This is a genomic window from Rothia sp. HMSC073B08, assembly GCF_001812975.1.
In the GTDB taxonomy this organism is placed as follows: domain Bacteria; phylum Actinomycetota; class Actinomycetes; order Actinomycetales; family Micrococcaceae; genus Rothia; species Rothia mucilaginosa.
Genome location: NZ_KV811087.1, coordinates 58,977 through 77,346 on the forward strand (window position 1 = coordinate 58,977; position 18,370 = coordinate 77,346).

Genomic DNA, 18,370 nt, shown 5'->3' on the forward strand with positions numbered 1-18,370 from the left:
GCTCGCGGTATCGAGACCGCAGTAGCGAGATAGAGCGTTACTTGATGGTCGCCAGCACCGCGCCGGAGGTGACGGTATCGCCCGGCTTAGCCGACAGACCCGAAACCTTACCCGCCTTGTGTGCGGTAATGGGCTGCTCCATCTTCATAGCCTCCAGCACCAGAATCAGGTCGCCCTCAGCGACGGTATCGCCGTCAGAAGCCGCTACCTTCACGATGGTGCCCTGCATGGGGCTGGTCAGCTCGTCGCCGCCACCCTTCGCCGCGCCGCGTGCCGAACGGGACTTGCGGGTCTTGGACGCTGCAGGCTTTGCGGTGTGCTTGGTGCCACCGCTCAAATCGGGCAGGGACACCTCCAAACGCTTACCGTTGACCTCGACAACCACGGTGGTGCGCTCATCCTCATCGGAGCCCACGCTACCGGGTGCGCCGGAGTACATGGGGATAGTGTTGTTGAACTCGGTCTCAATCCAACGGGTGTGCACCTTGAAATCGCCACCCTCAGCCGGTGCGAAGGCGGGATCATCCAGCACGACGCGGTGGAACGGGATGACGGTGGGCATACCCTCAATGGTCAGCTCAGCCAGGGCGCGGCGGGCACGCTGCAGAGCCTGCTCACGATTCGCGCCGGTGACAATGAGCTTAGCCAGCATAGAGTCGAAGTTACCGCCGATGACATCGCCAGCCACAAAGCCTGAATCCCAGCGCACGCCGGGGCCGGTGGGCACGGTCAGCTTCTCGATGGTGCCGGGGGCGGGCATAAAGGAACGGCCCGCATCCTCACCATTAATACGGAACTCGAAGGAGTGACCGCGCAGAACCGGGTCCTTCTCCTCAATCTTCTCGCCGCGGGCAATACGGAACTGCTCACGAACCAGGTCCAGACCGGAAATCTCCTCGGAGACGGGGTGCTCCACCTGCAATCGAGTGTTGACCTCAAGGAAGGAGATGGTGCCGTCGGTACCGACCAGGAACTCACAGGTGCCGGCACCCTGGTAGCCGGCCTCGCGCAGAATCGCGCGGGACGCCTCGTACAGGCGCTTGTTCTGTTCATCGCTCAGGTAGGGGGCGGGTGCCTCCTCAATGAGCTTCTGGTTGCGGCGCTGCAGGGAGCAGTCACGGGTGGAAACCACCACAACGTTGCCGTGCGCATCCGCCAGACACTGGGTCTCAACGTGACGGGGCGAATCCAGGAAGCGCTCGATGAAGCACTCGCCGCGACCGAACGCCGCGGTCGCCTCACGAACAGCGGACTCGTACATCTCAACAATGCTCTCGCGGTCGCGAGCCACCTTAATGCCGCGGCCACCGCCACCAAAAGCAGCCTTCACAGCAATCGGCAGACCGTGCTCATCCGCGAAAGCAACAACCTCATCGGCGGACTTGACCGGGTCCTTGGTGCCGGGCACCAGGGGAGCGCCCACCTTCTGCGCGATGTGGCGTGCCGCCACCTTATCGCCCAGCTGGGTAATGGACTCAGGGGAGGGGCCAATCCAGGTCAGGCCCGCGTCGATGCACTTCTGCGCGAACTGCGCGTTCTCGGAGAGGAAACCGTAACCGGGATGCACGGCGTCAGCACCGGAGCGGCGAGCGATTTCAATGAGCTTGTCCATCACCAGATAGGACTGTGCCGCGGTGGCACCGCCGAGAGCGTAGGCTTCATCAGCGAGCTTCACGTGCTGGGAGTCGCGGTCGGGGTCAGCGTAGACGGCGACGGTCTGCAGACCCTCATCGCGGGCTGCACGAATCACGCGGACAGCAATTTCGCCGCGGTTAGCGATCAGAATCTTGCTGACCGGGCCGGTGTGACGGCCGGGGACTGCAGTAAATTTCTTGGCGGCTTCTGCCTGGTGCTGAGTCACTTAAAGCTCTCCTTTAATCTCCTGCTCCAAGGATACATCGGCAGGATTGGCGAATATAACGCGCATCATACTGTTCTATCTTATCGATTGGTGTTCAATAATGTGTATTCCAGGGCGCGCTTTGAGACAGATTTATACGATTGCGCTGAATCTAATCTTCATCTTGGGGCGCCAGCCACAACTCGGTCACCGCTACTTCGCGGCGGCGCAGCATATCGCGTAGCGCGTGGATGGACAGGCCCACCACCGTGTGGAACTCACCCTCAATACCGCGAATAAACGCCGAACCGTAACCGTCCAGGGTGAAGGAACCGGCTACCCAGAGCGGCTCGCCGGTAGCAATGTACGCCTCGATTTCCTCGGGGCTGAGCTCATCAAAGTGGACGGTAGCGCTGCGCAACTCAGAAACAGTGGGCAACTCAGAAGTAGCGGACAGCTCGGCACCTGGCTCAAGACCGCGCAAATCCACGAGCGCGTGACCGGTATGCAGCACACCGTAGTTGCCGCTCATTGCGCTGATGCGCTCGCGTGCCGCCTCCGCCGTGTGCGGCTTGCCGTAGGCAACACCCTCAAACTCGAAGACCGAATCGCAACCCAGAACCAGCGCATCGCGCACACCCTCGGCGGCGAGTTCAGCGGCAACTGCCTGTGCCTTCAGCTGCGCCAGCAGGGATGCGGTTTCAGCCGGGGTGAGTCCCGCACGTCCCTGCGCTCGCGCCTGTTCGTTGGCGGTAGCGAGTGCGGCGTCCTCATCTACGGAAGAGACGCGCACCGTGAACGCGATGCGGGAGTCTTCCAGGAGCTTGCGGCGCGCCGGGGAGGCAGAGGCAAGAATCAGTCGGGGTGATGAAGCGCTGGTAGTCATGGGTTCTATTTTAGAGCGTTGTCGGTGAGCTTTACTCTCGGGTGCAGATTGAGGGTCACTGGGTGGAACCCTCCGCCGGTGTGTCAGCGTTGAACACGGGGCATTCGCATAATCTGGGGGCGTAATCTGGGGGGGGGGATCTGCGGGAGGGCTGGAGCGCCGAGCCGAGGGGTATAACGAGGTGGCATAAAACCGGCGGGCATAGAAAGAGCGTGTCCCATCCCCCTCAACCACGTAGGAGATGGAACACGTCGTTCAAAATCATAACTCTTCTCAAACCTTAAAGAAAAAAAGAATCAATAGTGACACTTTTATGACGTTTGACAAATGTATTTTGCCCATGCTGGGGGCATGGGTGGCGGAGAAGCTACACGGCGCTAGGCAGTACCGCCTAGCGCCGCGTGCGTGAGCCTTCGCCAGATTAGCGGTGTGCCGCGGCGGTGTTGTCTTCCACCTCGTGAAGTCGCTGCGCCTCGCTGGCGATGCGCTCATCGTAGAATTCCTGAGCCACGAAGCCACCCTCAGAACGGGGAGCGTTGTAGAGCTCCTCATCCAGAATGCCCTCGCGGCGAGCCACAATCGCGGGAACCAGAGCCTGACCGGCAACGTTCAGAGCGGTACGGCCCATGTCAACGATAGGGTCAATCGCCAGGAGCAGACCCACACCGTCCAGGGGCAGACCCAGAGTGGAAAGGGTCAGGGTCAGCATCACGATAGCGCCGGTCGTACCGGCAGTCGCAGCCGAACCGAGCACGGACACCATCACAATGAGCAAGTACTGGGTGAAGTCCAGCTGAATACCGTAGAACTGAGCCACGAAAATCGCGGCAAGAGCCGGGTAAACCGAAGCGCAACCGTCCATCTTAGTGGTTGCACCCAGCGGAACCGCGAAGGATGCGTAGGCGCGGGGAACACCCAGGTTACGTTCGGCAACGGTCTGGGTCATCGGCATCGAACCCATCGAAGAGCGGGACACGAAGCCCAGCTGAAGCGCCGGCCACACACCCGAGAAGTACTGGCGGACCGACAAGCCGTTCGCGCGAACAATAATCGGGTAGACCACGAGGAAAACTAGCAGCAGACCAATGTACAGGGCGATAACGAACGCGACCAGCGAACCCATCGACGCCCAACCGTACGCGAACACTGCCTTAGCAATCAGACCCACGGTACCCAGCGGTGCCAGGCGAATAATCCACCACAGAATCTTCTGAATAATTGTCAGAGCGCTCTTGACCACGTCAATGAACGGCTTGGCAGCCTCGCCGACCTTCAGCGCGGCAATGCCGACCGCACCGGAAATGACCAGAACCTGCAGGACGTTAAAGGACGCCGACGCGGTGATGCCGGAATCACCGGACTTAGCACTGACACCCAGACCCAGGAAGTTCACCGGAATCAGACCGGTCAGGAACGCGGTCCACGAACCGGTCGATCCGGTGTATGCCTTGCCCTGCACCTGCGCACCCACGCCCGGCTGAACAATCAGGCCCATCGCAATACCGATGAGCACCGCGAAGAACGCGGTAATCGCAAACCAGATGAGCGTGTTAACCGCCAGGCGTGCCGCGTTCGTCACCTGCGACAGGTTAGAGATGGAGGCGACCACGGCGGTGAAAATCAGCGGAACAACGGCCGCCTTCAGCAAGGTGACGTAGGAGGAGCCGATGGTATCTAAGGTCACCATGAGCCAGTTGGGGTTGCTCTTCGCGTCCCCACCCAGTGCGAGGGCGAGCGCGCCGAGAACGATACCCAGAATGAGTGAGGCAATGATTTGGTTGCCGAAAGAAGTAGCCCACTTGGGCAGACGTGAACGAGATGATGCATGCGGTGTAGACATGTGGCATACTCTAAAACTTTTACGCGCTCCGGCGCGAGTTTGTGTGAAGAAGTGTTTCAATCCGGTGCAGTGGAGGGGATGTGTGACGAACCGTGACCATCCGGTAGCACCTTTCGGCTGTACATCCCGCAGCCCAACCAGCAACGCAGCCCAACCCAGCTGCCCAACCAACGCCGCCGCCGGTGCCGCCGGTGCCGCCAGCTGACCCCAATAGGCGGTTAAATCGGCTGATAGTTAATTAGGAATTGCCGCAAAAGCAAACAGAAAGGAAACAACTGCGCAACATGCGGGGAAGCTTGCTGAGATTTTGCCGTCAGCTAATAATCCGAAAGCTAGGGCTTGATATGCTGGAATCACACCGATAGTCCGGCGAAAGTCGCCGGATGATGCTGTACCCACTCAGCTTCATGTACGCGTTGAGCGTTACGCCACGCACCACCTTTCAAGGAGAGATGCATGAGTTCTGCTCCCCAATACCCCGGCGGAACCACCACCCCTAACGGCCCGAAGAAGCCCCGCAATCGCATGGAAGCGGTTGCAGATTTTGCTACCCGCGCCGCACAGACCTCAGCCCAGCAGACCCTGAACCTGGGTGCGACCCGCCCCGGCATCGCCAAGATGATTGCCGTAGCGGGTGCTGGCGTGCTACTGGTTGGCGGTGGCATCTTCGCCTACAACTCCATGCACCAGGAAGAGAACGCGTTCCTGTCGCAGGGCGAAGAGTACGCCCGCGTCTGCCAGGACGCGAAGACTGGCCTGCGCGTGGAAGATAGCGAATGTGAGAAGGCAGGCGTTCAGGAGCCGACCGACTCGCCCTCGGCCTCTTCCACGGAGTCCTCAAGCTCTTCTGGTTCTTCCGGTTCCTCCAGCTCCTCGGGCTCTTCTGGGTCTTCGGGCACTTCTGGTTCGACCACCACCCACAATAATTCGAATGCGTTCCTCTGGTACTACCTGGGTCGCCAGAGCGCATCCAATTCTTCCGGATCCCACTACATTCCTCCCGTGGGCTCTAAGCTTTCCGGAGGCAGCACCACCCGCCCCAGCAACGGCACCGTCTACAGCGGCGTGTCCTCCAAGGGCGGCGGCTTCGAGGACTCCTACCGCACCGCGAAGAAGTCCTCCACCGTTTCCTCCGGCAAGGTGACCAGCACCAACAACTCCGGTAAGACCTCCTCGGTGCGCAATAAGACCACCGGCTCGGTCTCCAGCGGTAAGCAGGGCACCAGCAATAGCGGTAGCACCGGCTCCTACAGCAAGTCGAACACCTCCAAGTCCTCCTCGAAGTCCGGTTCTTCGTCCAAGTCTGGCTCTTCGTCCAAGTCTGGCTCTTCCTCGAAGTCCGGCAGCAAGGGCGGTTTCGGTGGCGGCTCCAAGTCCGGTGGCGGCCGCTCCGGCGGCTAAGCCATAAGCCATGACACTGAATGCGGGCAGGGACTGAACGGTCCCGCCCGCATTTTCCTCACCAGAACAACCACACCCGCGGTGACGTAACAACACCGCTTTCCATTCACTACTTCGAAGGAGCCTAGCCCCTCATGCGCCGCGAAGAATTTCCCGTCGGCCGACCCGACTGGGAGAACGTCATCATTGAGGAAGGCCTCACCTACAGCGTGGACGGCCCCCACGACACCGACCACTATTGGAACGAATACGCCGCCTACATTTTCAGCCCGCAAGAAATGGACTCTGTGCGCGCCCAGGCGGAAGAAATGCACCGCATGTGCTTGGAAACCGTCGAGTACATTGCCTCCGGCGCGTTCGGCACCCTCGGCCTGCCCCAGGCGGCGTTCAACCTTGCCGTAGAATCCTGGAACCGCCGCGACGCCGACTTCTACGGACGCTTCGACTTTAGCTACTCCGGTGTGCCCGGCGACCCGATGAAGCTGCTCGAATACAACGCAGACACCCCCACCGGCATCGTGGAGGCGGCAGTCAGCCAGAAAACTTGGGCGAAAGACCAGCGCCTCGACACCCGCGGCTACGCCCACTGGGGTGAAATCGGTGAAGCATTCACCAACCGTTGGCGCCACATCTTCGCCCCCGAAATCACCGCGGGCGTGCAGCCCGTACTGCACCTGGCGCACGTGTCCCCCGAGATTGACGAGACCAACGAGGACTACAACAACCTCTGGCTCATCGCCTACTCGGCACAGCAGGCGGGCATCAAAACCCACATGATTCCCATCGACGAAGTCATCTTCAACGAAGACACCAAGAGCTGGGAAGACGCACAGGGACGGCGCATCACCAACCTCTTCAAGCTCTACCCCTGGGAAGACCTCGTCACCGACAGCGAAGCAGGCTACGACAAGCTCCTCTTCGCCTACCACGGCGCCATGGACCGCTGGATCGAGCCTGCGTGGAAGATGTTCCTCTCCAATAAGCTGCTGCTCGCCGCGCTCTGGGATAAGTACCCCGGCCACCCGAACCTCGTACCCACCTACGCGGGTCACCGCGGCGGTATGCGCAACTGGGTTCGCAAGCCCCTCTTCGGACGCGAAGGCGACGGCGTAGAAATCTACGCCCCCGACTACGACGTCTTCATCAAGCCCGAAGACGACGATTTCTTCGCTAACGCCCCCGAAAGCGAATTCATCTACCAGGAGTACATCCCGGCACCGCGCTATGAGGGCATTATTAACCCGGTCAGCCACCCCATCCTTGGCGTGTGGGTGGTCGACGGACGCACCGTAGGCGTGGGCATCCGTGAATCGAACGGCGCGCTCACCGACTACTGGTGCCGCTTCGCCCCGCACCTGGTGGACCTGAACGATTCCACCGGCATGGGATTCGGCACCACCGACCCCGGCGCCGCAAACTTCGGATAGCCCCGAGAGCTAAAACTCGACAACGAAGCCCCCGCCTCAGCCAAAGCTGAAGCGGGGGCTTCGTCAATAGAGATCCTGTTCAGAGGCTCCTATCCAGAGACTCCAGTTCAGAAGACTCTAGAAAACCACTCAACGAGGCGCGAGCAGACTAGAGGCTACTCGTCGTCCTCATCGTCGTCATCCTCAGTGTCCAGAGGGAGCATCATCTCATCGGTCAGGGCGCGGCGCAGAGTATCCAGACCCACCGAACCGAGCAGAAGCGCACGCGTGTGGAACGCGCGAATGTCATCGCCGCGGCGCACAGCCTGATCGCGCAGTTCCAGCCAGAGGCGCTCGCCAATCTTGTAGCTCGGCGCCTGACCCGGCCAACCCAGGTAACGCAGGAACTCGAAGCGCAGGTGGCCCTCGGACTCGTCCAGGTTCAGCTTCAAGAACTCATAACCCAGCTCAGAGGTCCAGATGGTGCCCGGCTCAACGCCCAGCTGCTCAGCCCACTCCGCGGGAATCGGCATCTCGCAGTGAACACCAATATCGAAGACCACGCGGGCGGCGCGCATACGCTGAGCATTCAGCATGCCCATGCGGTCACCCGGATCCTTCAGGTAGCCCAGTTCCTCCATGAGGCGCTCGGCGTACAGCGCCCAGCCCTCACCGTGACCGGAAACCCACAGCATGTTCGTGCGCCAGGAGTTCATGGTGCCCTTCAGGGCCGTAGCGATAGCAATCTGCAGGTGGTGGCCCGGAACGCCCTCGTGGTACACGGTGGAGGTCTCACGCCAGGTAGTGAACGTATCCTCACCCTCGGGAACCGACCACCACATGCGGCCAGGACGCGAGAAATCGGGGGAGGGACCGGTGTAGTAAATACCGCCCTCGTTCGTGGGCGCAATGCAGCACTCAATGCGGCGCATGGGGCCGCCAATTTCAAAGTGGCTACCCGCCAGGTTCTCCACCGCGGCGTCGGCGAGCTTCTGCATCCACGCCTTCAGCTCATCGGTGCCGTGCAGCTGACGTGCCGGATCTTCATCGAGCAGCTGCTTCGCACGCTCAATGCTTGCGCCCGGCTCAATCTCCTCGGCAACCTCACGCTGACGAGCGATAATGCTCTCCAGCTCCTTCACGCCCCAGGCGTAGGTTTCGTCCAGGTCAATGGTGGTACCCAGGAACGAACGGGAGTGCAGGCTGTACGCCTTACGACCCACAGCGTCGCGGGAGGGAGCGACCGGCTGCAGCTTCTCCACCAGGTAGCTGTTGAGGCGGCGGTAGCCTTCCTTTGCAGCCTCGGCACCTGCGGCAGCCTCCTCCTTCAGTGAGGGGACAGCCTCGGCGACCTCAGCGGCAAGCTCGTCAAAGAAACCACCGGGAGCGTAGTACGCGGCGGTCTGCTCAATGACAATATCCACCTGGCGGCGCGGGGCGACCTTGCCCTCTTCACGAGCCGCTTCAAGGGTCTGGATGTAGCCCTCCAGCGCCTCGGTCACGCGGTGCATACGACCGATGATGTGCTCCCAGTCCTGCTGGGTGTTGCGCTTCATCAGGTCGAAAACCGAGCGCACCTCCTGCGGGACGGAGGCAATATTATTCATCTGCCAGCCACCAAAGCCAGCCTTGTACTGCTTGCGGTACAGGCTCAGGCGCTCCTGCAGAGCATCCAGGGTGACCAGGTCAACGTCATCAATAGGCAGGACGTTATCGACCTTCTTCAAGGTCTTCTTCGCAAGGCGCGCAAAAGCCTTCTCGCCGGCGGGCGAGTAGTCGGGGTACAGGGTCTCTACGCCTTTGCGACCAAGCTCGGTTGCATGGACGGGGTTCAGGTCGAGGACCTTTTCAAAATATTCGTTAGCAATCTGATCGACGTCGGTCAGCGAGCGCTTCAATCGGTAGATGCTGGGAAGTTCCTGGTAAGTGCTCATGTTCATATCCTAACTCAGGGGTATGCCTTCAACCACGATTTTCGGTGATATGGGTCGCTTAAACCGGCAATATTACGGGCTGAGCGGTATCGAACGCGAGGAAAACAGCTCACCTGTGGACAACTCACTGGGGCGGATGCGCGAAAACGCCCCGGCTTTCCCCTTCCTGAACGTGCAGGAGAGGGAAGACCGGGGCGTGCCCAAGATGGGCTACAAGCTACTAGCGGGGTAGGCTAGCCGGCGAAGTATTCGCCGTTGAGTTCCAGCAGACCGTTCGCGCCCTCGACCACGCCGAGGCGGTGCGCAATGAGGCGGTCCTGCAGCTCATCGCCGGACACCAAATCCACCAGAATGTTCGGGTACTTGGTCGAGCAGCGGATGAACTCGTCGTACGCCTCATCGCTGAACGGTGCGTTCGTGATGAAGGTGCCGAGCTGACCGCCGCGGGCGTGAATCGCCAGGAAGAACGCGGTAATATCCTGCGGCTGAACGCTTGCGGACAGAACACCGCCAGCTACCGGGCGCAGAGTACGAACATAGAATGCTCGCTCTTTTTCGCCGGTAGCGGGGATTGCCACGCCGTCCACGCCCTGAGCTTCCAGAGCCTCTACCGTGTAGCCGCGCATCAGGAACAGATCGAAACCAATGCTACGGAAACGCTCCTCGGACACCTGAGCCAGTGCCGGAGCCAGCGCCTCGCGGCGGAAGATCTGACGGTAACGCTTCAGCGCCTCACGCACCTGAGCGGCAGCCACCTGCAGAGCGGCCGACGGCTCAGCAGTCGAAACAGCCGGAGCGGAAACAACCGGCTGGGCGGGGGCAGTAGCGATCGGTGCAGCAGCGACCGGTGCAACCGGAACCTCAACCGGCACCTGCGCGGAGGCCGCCACCGGCGAACCAGCCGGACGCGCCAGCAACGCCGGAGAAGCACCCGGCACCGGAGCCAACGGCTCACGCGAAGCACCCTCACGAGCCGCCAGGCGAGCCTGACGCTCCGCCGCACGCGCCTCCTTTGCTGCCTGAAGAGCCTCCTCACGAGCCTGCAGCTCAGCCGCAATATCCTGAGGCAGCTTGTGCTTGAGCGACTGCGGCGGCAGCGGCGCCATGCGGGCAGTCACAGCCTCCGGAGCACCCTCCGGGAAGCGCTTCAGCAGTTCCTTACCTGCCTCGCTCAGCTCATAACGCTCCGGGTTCTTACGGGAAGTACGACCGGTACCCTCACGCAGAGCGTTCAGGTAGCGCTCGCCCTTCAGCACGTGCATCGCCACCGAGTAGCGGTTGCGCAGACGCGGGGTCAGCTTGTAACGGTGCGGAGCGACCTCACCCTGCAGATAGGGGATGTCCAGGGCGAGCTTCAGCTCATCGTAAATGTCGTAGTAGGAGATGCGCGGGCTCTCCTCCACAAGCTTCAGAATCGGGTGAAGCAGCTGATGCGGGTACGGCAGAGCGTCCACAGCGGCAGGATCCAGCAGCGCCGAAGCCACCAGCTTCTGAATGCTCGGCTCAGCCATCTGCGCCAGGGCAGGCGCAAGCGCGGAACCCAACGAGTAGACGGTCTCACGCTCGGACAGGTAATGGTGGGCAATCAGCACATCGTAGATGTAATCCTGCGCGTCAATCTGCGCAAAATAGGGGTTTGAGGACGCCTGCTGAATGCGCTCGTCGCGGTCAAAGACCTGCTCCAGGCTCGGAAGGCTCAGCTCCACATCGGCGCCATGGTCGTTGAGAGTATTGAGCAGAAGAACACCCATGTGGGTCAGCAAAGCATCGGTTGCGGAAATATCCTCGGCGGTAATCGAGGTGCCCTCATCCTTCACCAACGTCAGCACGGAGCTCAGCTCGCTCGCCGGCACGCCGGTCTCCTCGTGGCGGGTCACCAGTTCCTTCGCCGAAGGCGACAGCGAGTACAGTGTCAGCGGAGAATCCGTGTGCTCGTGAATCGTCTTGGTGCGCAGGTAGCCCTCACGGGTCAGCAGGCTCAGCGCCTGAGCAATCACCGGCTCAACAATGCGCTGCTCCAGGTACGACAGGCCGTACCAGCCCTGCACAAAACCGCACTCGCGCAGCACCAGCTCACGAATCTTCACGGGAGCCGCCGCGGGATAGGCCGGGGTAACACTCAGGACGATGGGCAGAAGCTCACGCACCGTAATATGCGAGAGCAGAACCGGGTAGAACTGCTTCAGGTAGTAGAGGTACACGCCGCTGAGGAGGGGCAGGACCGGCAGAAGAGCCTGCGCCTGCTGTTCCTTCGGGGTACCCAAAAGTTCACGGCCAGCCTCGCTGAGGGTGTAGTGCAGGTTGCCCGGATGCAGCTGGCTGAGGGACACCTCAAGATAGTCAGCGTTGACCAGCGCCGCAATCAGCTTATTGAGTGCCTCACGGAAGAGAACATTGTCACCGACCGCAATGAAACGCTGAGTCATGTTGAAACCCAGGTCCACACCTACGGGGGTGTACATATCGGGGAAGAAAACCTTTTCGCCACGGTCCTGAGCGCGCTCAAAGTGGCGGAGCAGGGAGAAAGCCGCCGCAACGCTGAGAGCGCGTGCTTCCTCGGGTAGGGCCTCCCACGAAGTTTCCTGCTGCAGAGAGTGCAATTCGGAATGGTCGATATGGAGCATTGTTTTATTCACAAAAGCCACGCCGGGCTCCTTATCTGGTGTTATTTATCGTGCGGGCATTCTTCATAAAGTGCAGTCATTCGAGCGGGAAAATATTCACACAATACTGGGCGACACCATCTTTATTTTTGGGTCGACACTTTGGTAACCCCTCGTGAAGAGAAGCAGGAAAGGCGGATTTCTCAGCCCGTTCCGCTCACGTACCGTCTTCAATGACGAACACTTCAGAAAAGAACGCTATAAATTAGGGTGAAGTGCTGATACCGTCACGGGTATATACACTTCGTGAAATAATGCGAAGAATATATAACGCATTACCCTCTCATTGTATCGGCTGGTTCAAGAAATAACCTAGATTTCTAAAACCAGCCGATATATGAAAAATATCCTCATGGAAAAGTGAAAATACATTTAGTGAAATAACGTGGGAATGTGCAAAGAGCAGAGACGTTCAGAGTGAAACACTCACCCCAAAATACCCCCGGCTACTCCATGCCGCGGGCAAAATACTCCTCGTCAATGCGATAACCGCACTCGCCCTCACCATCAAGCACGCCCACACGGTGACGAATCATCAGCTCCACCAGCTGATGCTGATCAACCAGAGCAATATTGCGTGCCCCCGGCAAACCCTGCAAATACTCAGGCACCGGCTGCGCAAAAGCACCGCAAGTCACCAAAACACCCTGCAAACCGCCGTGCAGAAGCACCGCACCGGCAAGCTTCTGAATCTCGTTAGGAGTGACCTTCATGGTTCCGCAATAGTGCTTCACCTGAATATAAATCGGCGCGAAATCCAGACCATCAGAGTAGCGGGCAATCACATCCACTCCCTTATCGTCGGCGCCGCCGGTCACCTCGGTACTAAAACCAAGAGCCGTAAAAATATCGGCAACAATCTGCTCAAAATATTCCGGAGTCACCGCGTGAACATGCTGAATTAAATCCTGCGTAAAATGCTCAGCAAATTCCGCCTGAGCATGAATAACCGGCGAATCGCTGGCACGCAAAATAATATCTAGAGGAGACTGACCCGCAGGGCACGACCCCGCAGAACCCGCAGAATTCAAAGCGTGTGCAAGGTGCCCCGAACCGATTGCCTCATGGGCGGAGGTGGTTTCCTCGGTATCGGTAGCAGGGAGGAACGGCTCCATACCGGTGACTGCATCACCATCAGAAGCACCAAAAATGAGACGATGCTCCGCCTCCGCAGTCGCCAGGAGTGCATTCGCCTGCTTCTTGAGCTTCTTCGTCGTCCTCGCCGTCAGGCTCTGAGCGCACAGAGCCTGCACCTGCTTCACCACGCGCGGCGGCACCGAACCGTGCAGATGCGGGGTGCAGGTCAGCTCGGCACCCAGAGGAGTGAGCAGGTACTTCCTCTTCTCCCACGGGGTTAGACGAGGCATTAACTGGGCATAACGAAGCGCCACCAAGATTTTCAAGGTGGTACGCACAGCCACCGCAAAATCGGTGGATTCAAGATCGGGTAGGTTCTTCTTCGACCCCAATGCCTTAGTCTGCTGCCGCAACTGCTCACTAACATAGGCGGCGGTGCGAGGCACAGTCTTCGACAAGCGCCGTAGCGTCGGCAACAGAAGCGCGATATAGACATCCGGTGGGGGCCTATGGTTTTTATTCAGCATCTTTGCCATGGTCCCTGCCAATTTATTAACACTAATGTGACGGTATATACATCGTAGCATCAGTACGTATCATCATGACTTTATCGTTTCTAATATGACAAAACCACAAGAATCAGTGCATTAGGTGTTGAATAACGCAATATAAATCTTGAATTTGAAGCAAAACAATATATTCCCGCCACACCAACCGGCGTGACGGGAATATAAGAAGCAGAGTTATCAGCTCGCGTTACCTGGGGCGAGCGCGCCTCCACGAACCGGGGCCCGGACGCAACGAAACACCCAGGCGCTGACCGCGGTTCAAGATACGCGAAGCAGCACCCACCAGCGAGTTCTGCTCCTGCTGCGCGGCATTCGCCTGCATCATCGCCACCACAGCGGTTAGAGCGGCAATCTCCTCCGGGGTGGGGGAGCCCTTCACTACCTTCAGCAGCGGCTCCTGCTCAGCGTCAGTATCTACCGAAGACTGAGCGGAATCCTTCGCGGTGCTGGGAGCGGTATCCGCGCGCGCAGAAGAACTGGCGGAAGAGGTAGTACGGGAAGACCCGCGCTCAAGCTGCTCTGGGCTCTCAGCAGCCTCCGAACTGTCCTTCTTCTTGCCGAACGAGAAATAACTCAGCGGATTGTAGCCAGCCAAAGGCTCGCCTCCTTAGAAAACCTAAAATCCTGGGAATGCCCGCACCACAAATGGTGCGGGCACAACGGAAGCCTACAGCGGGATGTTGCCGTGCTTCTTTGCCGGGGTTGCCGCACGCTTATCGTGCAGGGCACGCAGCGAAGAAATGATGCGCACGCGAGTCTCGCTCGGGGCAATAACCTCGTCAATGTAACCCAGCTCAGCAGCCTGGTACGGGTTCAGCAGCTCTTCCTCATACTTGGCAATCAGCTCAGCGCGGCGAGCCTCAACATCGCCGCCCTCAGCTGCCAGAGCCGCCAGCTCACGACGGTACAGAATATTCACCGCACCCTGAGCACCCATCACACCAATCTGGGCGGTGGGCCAGGCCAGGTTGATGTCGGCGCCCAGCTTCTTCGAACCCATCACAATGTACGCACCGCCGTATGCCTTGCGGGTAATGACGGTGACCAGCGGAACGGTCGCCTCCGCGTAAGCGTAGAGCAGCTTAGCGCCGCGGCGAATAATACCGTTGAACTCCTGATCGGTACCGGGCAGGAAGCCGGGAACATCCACAAAAGTCAGAATCGGAATGTTGAACGCATCGCAATGGCGCACGAAGCGGGCAGCCTTCTCGGACGCAGAAATGTCCAGGCAGCCGGCGAACTGCATCGGCTGGTTCGCCACAATACCGACCGTACGGCCCTCAACGCGGGCGTAACCAATCATCACGTTCGGGGCGTACAGCGCCTGCATCTCCAGGAAGTGGTCGTCATCGACCACAGACTCAATGACCGCGCGCATGTCATAGGGCTGGTTCGCCGAATCCGGAATCAGGGTGTCCAGGTCCAGATCGTCAACGGTCACCACGGGCTCCTGGTCGTGCTCCAGGGGCAGGGGCTCGGCAAGGTTGTTCGAGGGCAGGAACTCCAGAAGCTCACGCACAAAATCGAACGCGTCTTCCTCGTCCTCAGCCAGGTAGGTGCTAGTACCGGTCACCGAGTTGTGCTGACGCGCACCGCCGAGGGTCTCCATGTCCACATCCTCACCGGTCACGGTCTTAATGACGTCCGGGCCGGTAATGAACATGTGCGAAGTCTTATCCACCATGATGATGTAGTCAGTCAGAGCGGGGGAGTACGCGGCACCGCCAGCGCAGGGGCCCATAATGACAGAAATCTGCGGAACCACGCCGGACGCACGCACGTTCATGCGGAAAATGTCAGCAAACATCGCCAGGGAAGCCACACCCTCCTGAATGCGGGCGCCACCACCATCGTTAATGCCGATAACCGGGCAGCCGTTCTTCAGAGCGAACTTCTGCACCTTCACAATCTTCTCGCCGTTCACCTGCGAGAGGGAACCACCGTACACGGTGAAATCCTGAGAGTACACGGCAACCAGGCGACCATCCACGGTGCCGTAACCGGAGACCAAACCGTCACCCAGGGGCTTCTTCGCCTCCATGCCGAACGCGGTGGTGCGGTGGCGGGCGAGGGCATCAAACTCAACGAAAGAACCCTCGTCCAAAAGCATCTCGATGCGCTCGCGGGCGGTGTTCTTGCCGCGTGCGTGCTGCTTCTCGATAGCTGCCTCACCGCTGGGCGCAAAGCTGCGCTCTCGACGTGCATAAAAATCAGCGAGCTTGCCGGCGGTGGTGCTCAAATCAAATTCCTGCTGGAGGTTCTCGGACATTATTCCTCGTTCCTGCTCCACCCGATCGTCGGGAGCCAGTGGTTGCGGTGATGGTTGTTCAGAAGGCCCCGAAGAGCGCTCTTGAACAATGTGCATATCCCTCAACTATAGTGCGAACTAGGGCACATATGCCAGGTGAGAAGCCAGAATATCAACACTAGATACACTTTTATGCACTCAGTACCCAAGAAGGTGCATATAGTAAACGAAAAGTACGAAAGAGTGGCTCAAAAGAGCGCAGAAAACCCCCTCTCGCGCCGGCAATCCTTGTCGACGGAAAGGGGGTTTACGTTCAAGCTTTTCCAGCGTGAAGCGGTGCTCGACCTTAGATGGTGCCCAGAACCGGGTTCCACTCGGTCACGGTGTGAGACAGAACCGCGCCACCAACGTTCATCGGGTCGTTAGCCACGATTTTTTCGGCGGCCTCAGCGGAATCAACCTTTGCAATCAGCAGAGCGCCAGCGGGGGTCTCGCCGTCCAGCAGAGGACCGGAAACGATCAGGTTGCCCGCCTCAATCTGCGAACCAAGGTACTCGCGGTGAGCCGGGCGGTACTTCGCCTGCTCCTCGGGAGCTGCGTAAACGTAAGTAATTGCGTAATAAGCCATAGCGGTCTTCTTTCGAGCAGGGCGGAGGAACCTCCGCAGCCGGTCGGTGCTTGATGCACCCTCACTGTCTAATGTACCGTCTCGGGTACCGGGTGGGCATCACCGGCGGCAAGAAATTGATATGGTGAGAAATCAACGTGACTCGGCAGAAACTGGCTGATTATGGCGGCGAGTTGATAGCGGGTCAGCGTATCGCAGAGCTGATTCAGATAGCGCAGAAAGGCACATGCCATGGAGAGAAACACACACCCCCAGAGCGACCATTCGGTTTTGGATGCTCCCCGCATCCGCACCATCGCGCTGGATGCGGGCTACTCCAGCGTCAACCTCTACGATGAAGTCGACTCCACCACCACCCGCGCCCGCGAACTACTCATGGACGGCACCGACCCCGAACGCGAACAGCTCGGTGAACTCTCCGTCTACGCCAGCCTCTACCAAAGTGCCGGACGCGGCCGCCTCGCCCGCGCCTGGACTGCCCCTCCCGGGGCCTGCCTCGCCGCAAGCATTGTGGTGCGCCCGCACGCCTCTGCAGACCCGCTCGCCCGAGAGCTACCCGAAGACAGCTACCACTGGCTGACCCTCATCGCCGGGCTCAGCGTGGTCGATATTTGGCGCAGCTACGGCGTGGACGCCGCCCTCAAATGGCCCAACGACGTCATCGCACAGGGTGCCAAAGGCTGCGGAATCCTCGCCCAGCTCGTTCCCGAAAGCGGCTCCACCGAGGGGCAGCGCAGCATTATTGTGGGCATCGGACAGAACACGAACATGTCCGCCGAACAGCTGCCCGTACCCACCGCCACCAGCCTGAGCCTGTGCACCGGTACTGTGATTGACTCCTCCGAGGTGCTCACCCGACTGCTGAGCATCTTCACCCGCCGCTACCGCGCCTTCGTGCGCGCCGGCGGCGACCCGGAACGCCCCGACCCGCTCACCCCTGATAGCCTCAGCCTGCTTGACCAGGCGCGCGCCGCCACCGCCACTCTCGGCGCCAGCGTGCGCATGAGTCTGCCCGACGGAAGCACCGTAGAAGGCGTTGCCGAAGACCTCGACGCGCAGGGGCGAATCCTTATCCGCCGCGAGGGCGGAACTCTAGAGCCCTACGCGGTGGGCGATATTGAGCACCTTCGTCCCGCCAACGGTAGCTACGGAGATTTTCAGTAGGCACACTAGAAGCAGCCCCTAAAATTTCAGCCCGGCACGGCAACACCCCTCAACCCACACCACCTCAACCGGCGCCTCCAGCCGGAATACAACAACCAGCACAGCTAAGGAACACCATGCGTTTGCGCGGAAAACTCAACCCCGGTGAGCATGTCATCATTGCGACCCGACAGCACTACGGTGCCCTGCTGCCCACGCTTGCCTACCTGCTGGTTGCAATCGCCGCATCAACCTTCGCCTCCACGGCACGGTCCTCACCGATTCTGTGGACTCTCGGCACAATCTGTGCGGTAGGTACCCTGCTCGGTGCCGTGCGCACCGCCTGGCGTTGGGCAACCACCTACTACCTGCTGACCACCCACCGGCTCGTGGTGCGCCGCGGCATCATGACCCGCAGCGGAGATGAGTCGCTCTACCTGGACTCCATGGGGGAGCGCTGGGCAAAACAACCCGGTCCGGGAGCCTGGCTGGGGTACGGGTCGGTGTACGTGGTGTGCCGCGGGGTGCACCACCGTCTGACCTACGTGCCCGATCCCAAGCGCTTTGAAAAAGAAATTAAAGCCGCCCGACGCGACTACTACGCCCTGCGCGCTCGCTATATTTAGGCTTCATCGCCTCTGTGACCGAGTTGGGAGGGAACCATCGGGGTGGCTCAGAGCCTAAACTCGCCGCTAAATCTGCCGAAAAAATGCGGACTAGAGTATTCTTAAATGT

General features: G+C 59.9%; 14 protein-coding genes. 5 read left to right on the forward strand and 9 right to left on the reverse strand.

Annotation, left to right across the window (positions count from 1 at the left end; genetic code table 11):
- Positions 1–37: 37 nt before the first annotated feature.
- The 3 genes from HMPREF2884_RS08510 to HMPREF2884_RS08520 form a co-directional block, all read right to left on the reverse strand.
- Positions 38–1,861 (reverse strand): acetyl/propionyl/methylcrotonyl-CoA carboxylase subunit alpha, encoded by a 1,824-nt coding sequence (locus tag HMPREF2884_RS08510; protein ID WP_070616772.1) that lies wholly within the window; start codon positions 1,859–1,861, stop codon positions 38–40.
- Positions 1,862–2,012: 151 nt separating this feature from the next.
- Entirely contained in the window at positions 2,013–2,726 is a 714-nt protein-coding gene (locus HMPREF2884_RS08515) for a Maf family protein (protein ID WP_070616774.1), read from the reverse strand.
- Between the two features lie 421 nt (positions 2,727–3,147).
- Positions 3,148–4,566 carry a dicarboxylate/amino acid:cation symporter gene (locus HMPREF2884_RS08520; RefSeq protein ID WP_070616777.1) on the reverse strand — a complete coding sequence of 473 codons (1,419 nt, stop codon included), beginning with the start codon at positions 4,564–4,566 and terminating at the stop codon, positions 3,148–3,150.
- A 456-nt stretch (positions 4,567–5,022) separates the two neighbouring features.
- Between HMPREF2884_RS08520 and HMPREF2884_RS08525 the strand changes: the two genes are divergently transcribed.
- Together HMPREF2884_RS08525 and HMPREF2884_RS08530 are read left to right on the forward strand one after the other, a co-directional pair.
- Entirely contained in the window at positions 5,023–5,967 is a 945-nt protein-coding gene (locus HMPREF2884_RS08525) for a hypothetical protein (RefSeq protein WP_070616779.1), read from the forward strand.
- A gap of 134 nt (positions 5,968–6,101) precedes the next feature.
- Entirely contained in the window at positions 6,102–7,394 is a 1,293-nt protein-coding gene (locus tag HMPREF2884_RS08530) for a glutathionylspermidine synthase family protein (protein WP_070616781.1), read from the forward strand.
- Between the two features lie 155 nt (positions 7,395–7,549).
- Here HMPREF2884_RS08530 and HMPREF2884_RS08535 read toward each other — a convergent pair whose 3' ends face one another.
- On the reverse strand, positions 7,550–9,307 hold the full coding sequence (locus tag HMPREF2884_RS08535; RefSeq protein WP_070616783.1) for a DUF885 domain-containing protein: 1,758 nt from the start codon (positions 9,305–9,307) through the stop codon (positions 7,550–7,552).
- Positions 9,308–9,329: 22 nt separating this feature from the next.
- On the opposite strand from HMPREF2884_RS08535, the gene HMPREF2884_RS09205 reads away from it, so the two are divergent.
- Positions 9,330–9,539, forward strand: a complete 210-nt coding sequence (locus HMPREF2884_RS09205; protein WP_141752087.1) for a hypothetical protein — start codon at positions 9,330–9,332, stop codon at positions 9,537–9,539.
- A gap of 1 nt (position 9,540) precedes the next feature.
- On the opposite strand, the gene HMPREF2884_RS08540 is transcribed toward HMPREF2884_RS09205, so the two are convergent.
- The 5 genes from HMPREF2884_RS08540 to HMPREF2884_RS08560 all read right to left on the reverse strand — a co-directional run bounded on the left by HMPREF2884_RS08540 (position 9,541) and on the right by HMPREF2884_RS08560 (position 16,492).
- On the reverse strand, positions 9,541–11,952 hold the full coding sequence (locus HMPREF2884_RS08540) for a restriction endonuclease (protein WP_070616785.1): 2,412 nt from the start codon (positions 11,950–11,952) through the stop codon (positions 9,541–9,543).
- Positions 11,953–12,416: 464 nt separating this feature from the next.
- Complete coding sequence (locus HMPREF2884_RS08545) at positions 12,417–13,493, reverse strand: restriction endonuclease (RefSeq protein WP_246827953.1); 1,077 nt, start codon at positions 13,491–13,493, stop codon at positions 12,417–12,419.
- Between the two features lie 310 nt (positions 13,494–13,803).
- Positions 13,804–14,211, reverse strand: coding sequence for an acyl-CoA carboxylase subunit epsilon (locus HMPREF2884_RS08550; RefSeq protein WP_070616787.1), 408 nt, complete (start codon positions 14,209–14,211; stop codon positions 13,804–13,806).
- Positions 14,212–14,283: 72 nt separating this feature from the next.
- Positions 14,284–15,885, reverse strand: coding sequence for an acyl-CoA carboxylase subunit beta (locus HMPREF2884_RS08555; protein ID WP_070616789.1), 1,602 nt, complete (start codon positions 15,883–15,885; stop codon positions 14,284–14,286).
- Positions 15,886–16,210: 325 nt separating this feature from the next.
- Positions 16,211–16,492 (reverse strand): YciI family protein, encoded by a 282-nt coding sequence (locus HMPREF2884_RS08560; protein ID WP_005507003.1) that lies wholly within the window; start codon positions 16,490–16,492, stop codon positions 16,211–16,213.
- Positions 16,493–16,723: 231 nt separating this feature from the next.
- Between HMPREF2884_RS08560 and HMPREF2884_RS08565 the strand changes: the two genes are divergently transcribed.
- Complete coding sequence (locus tag HMPREF2884_RS08565) at positions 16,724–17,656, forward strand: biotin--[acetyl-CoA-carboxylase] ligase (protein WP_070616791.1); 933 nt, start codon at positions 16,724–16,726, stop codon at positions 17,654–17,656.
- Positions 17,657–17,772: 116 nt separating this feature from the next.
- Positions 17,773–18,261, forward strand: a complete 489-nt coding sequence (locus HMPREF2884_RS08570) for a hypothetical protein (RefSeq protein ID WP_005508853.1) — start codon at positions 17,773–17,775, stop codon at positions 18,259–18,261.
- The last annotated feature ends 109 nt before the right edge of the window (positions 18,262–18,370 follow it).

Excerpts from the sequence above, each read along its gene's own strand:
- HMPREF2884_RS08515 (WP_070616774.1), bottom strand. The coding sequence starts at position 2,726 with ATGACTACCAGCGCTTCATCACCCCGACTGATTCTTGCCTCTGCCTCC.
- HMPREF2884_RS08520 (WP_070616777.1), bottom strand. The coding sequence starts at position 4,566 with ATGTCTACACCGCATGCATCATCTCGTTCACGTCTGCCCAAGTGGGCT.
- HMPREF2884_RS08525 (WP_070616779.1), top strand. The coding sequence starts at position 5,023 with ATGAGTTCTGCTCCCCAATACCCCGGCGGAACCACCACCCCTAACGGC.
- HMPREF2884_RS08530 (WP_070616781.1), top strand. The coding sequence starts at position 6,102 with ATGCGCCGCGAAGAATTTCCCGTCGGCCGACCCGACTGGGAGAACGTC.
- HMPREF2884_RS08535 (WP_070616783.1), bottom strand. The coding sequence starts at position 9,307 with ATGAGCACTTACCAGGAACTTCCCAGCATCTACCGATTGAAGCGCTCG.
- HMPREF2884_RS09205 (WP_141752087.1), top strand. The coding sequence starts at position 9,330 with ATGCCTTCAACCACGATTTTCGGTGATATGGGTCGCTTAAACCGGCAA.
- HMPREF2884_RS08555 (WP_070616789.1), bottom strand. The coding sequence starts at position 15,885 with ATGTCCGAGAACCTCCAGCAGGAATTTGATTTGAGCACCACCGCCGGC.
- HMPREF2884_RS08560 (WP_005507003.1), bottom strand. The coding sequence starts at position 16,492 with ATGGCTTATTACGCAATTACTTACGTTTACGCAGCTCCCGAGGAGCAG.
- HMPREF2884_RS08565 (WP_070616791.1), top strand. The coding sequence starts at position 16,724 with ATGGAGAGAAACACACACCCCCAGAGCGACCATTCGGTTTTGGATGCT.
- HMPREF2884_RS08570 (WP_005508853.1), top strand. The coding sequence starts at position 17,773 with ATGCGTTTGCGCGGAAAACTCAACCCCGGTGAGCATGTCATCATTGCG.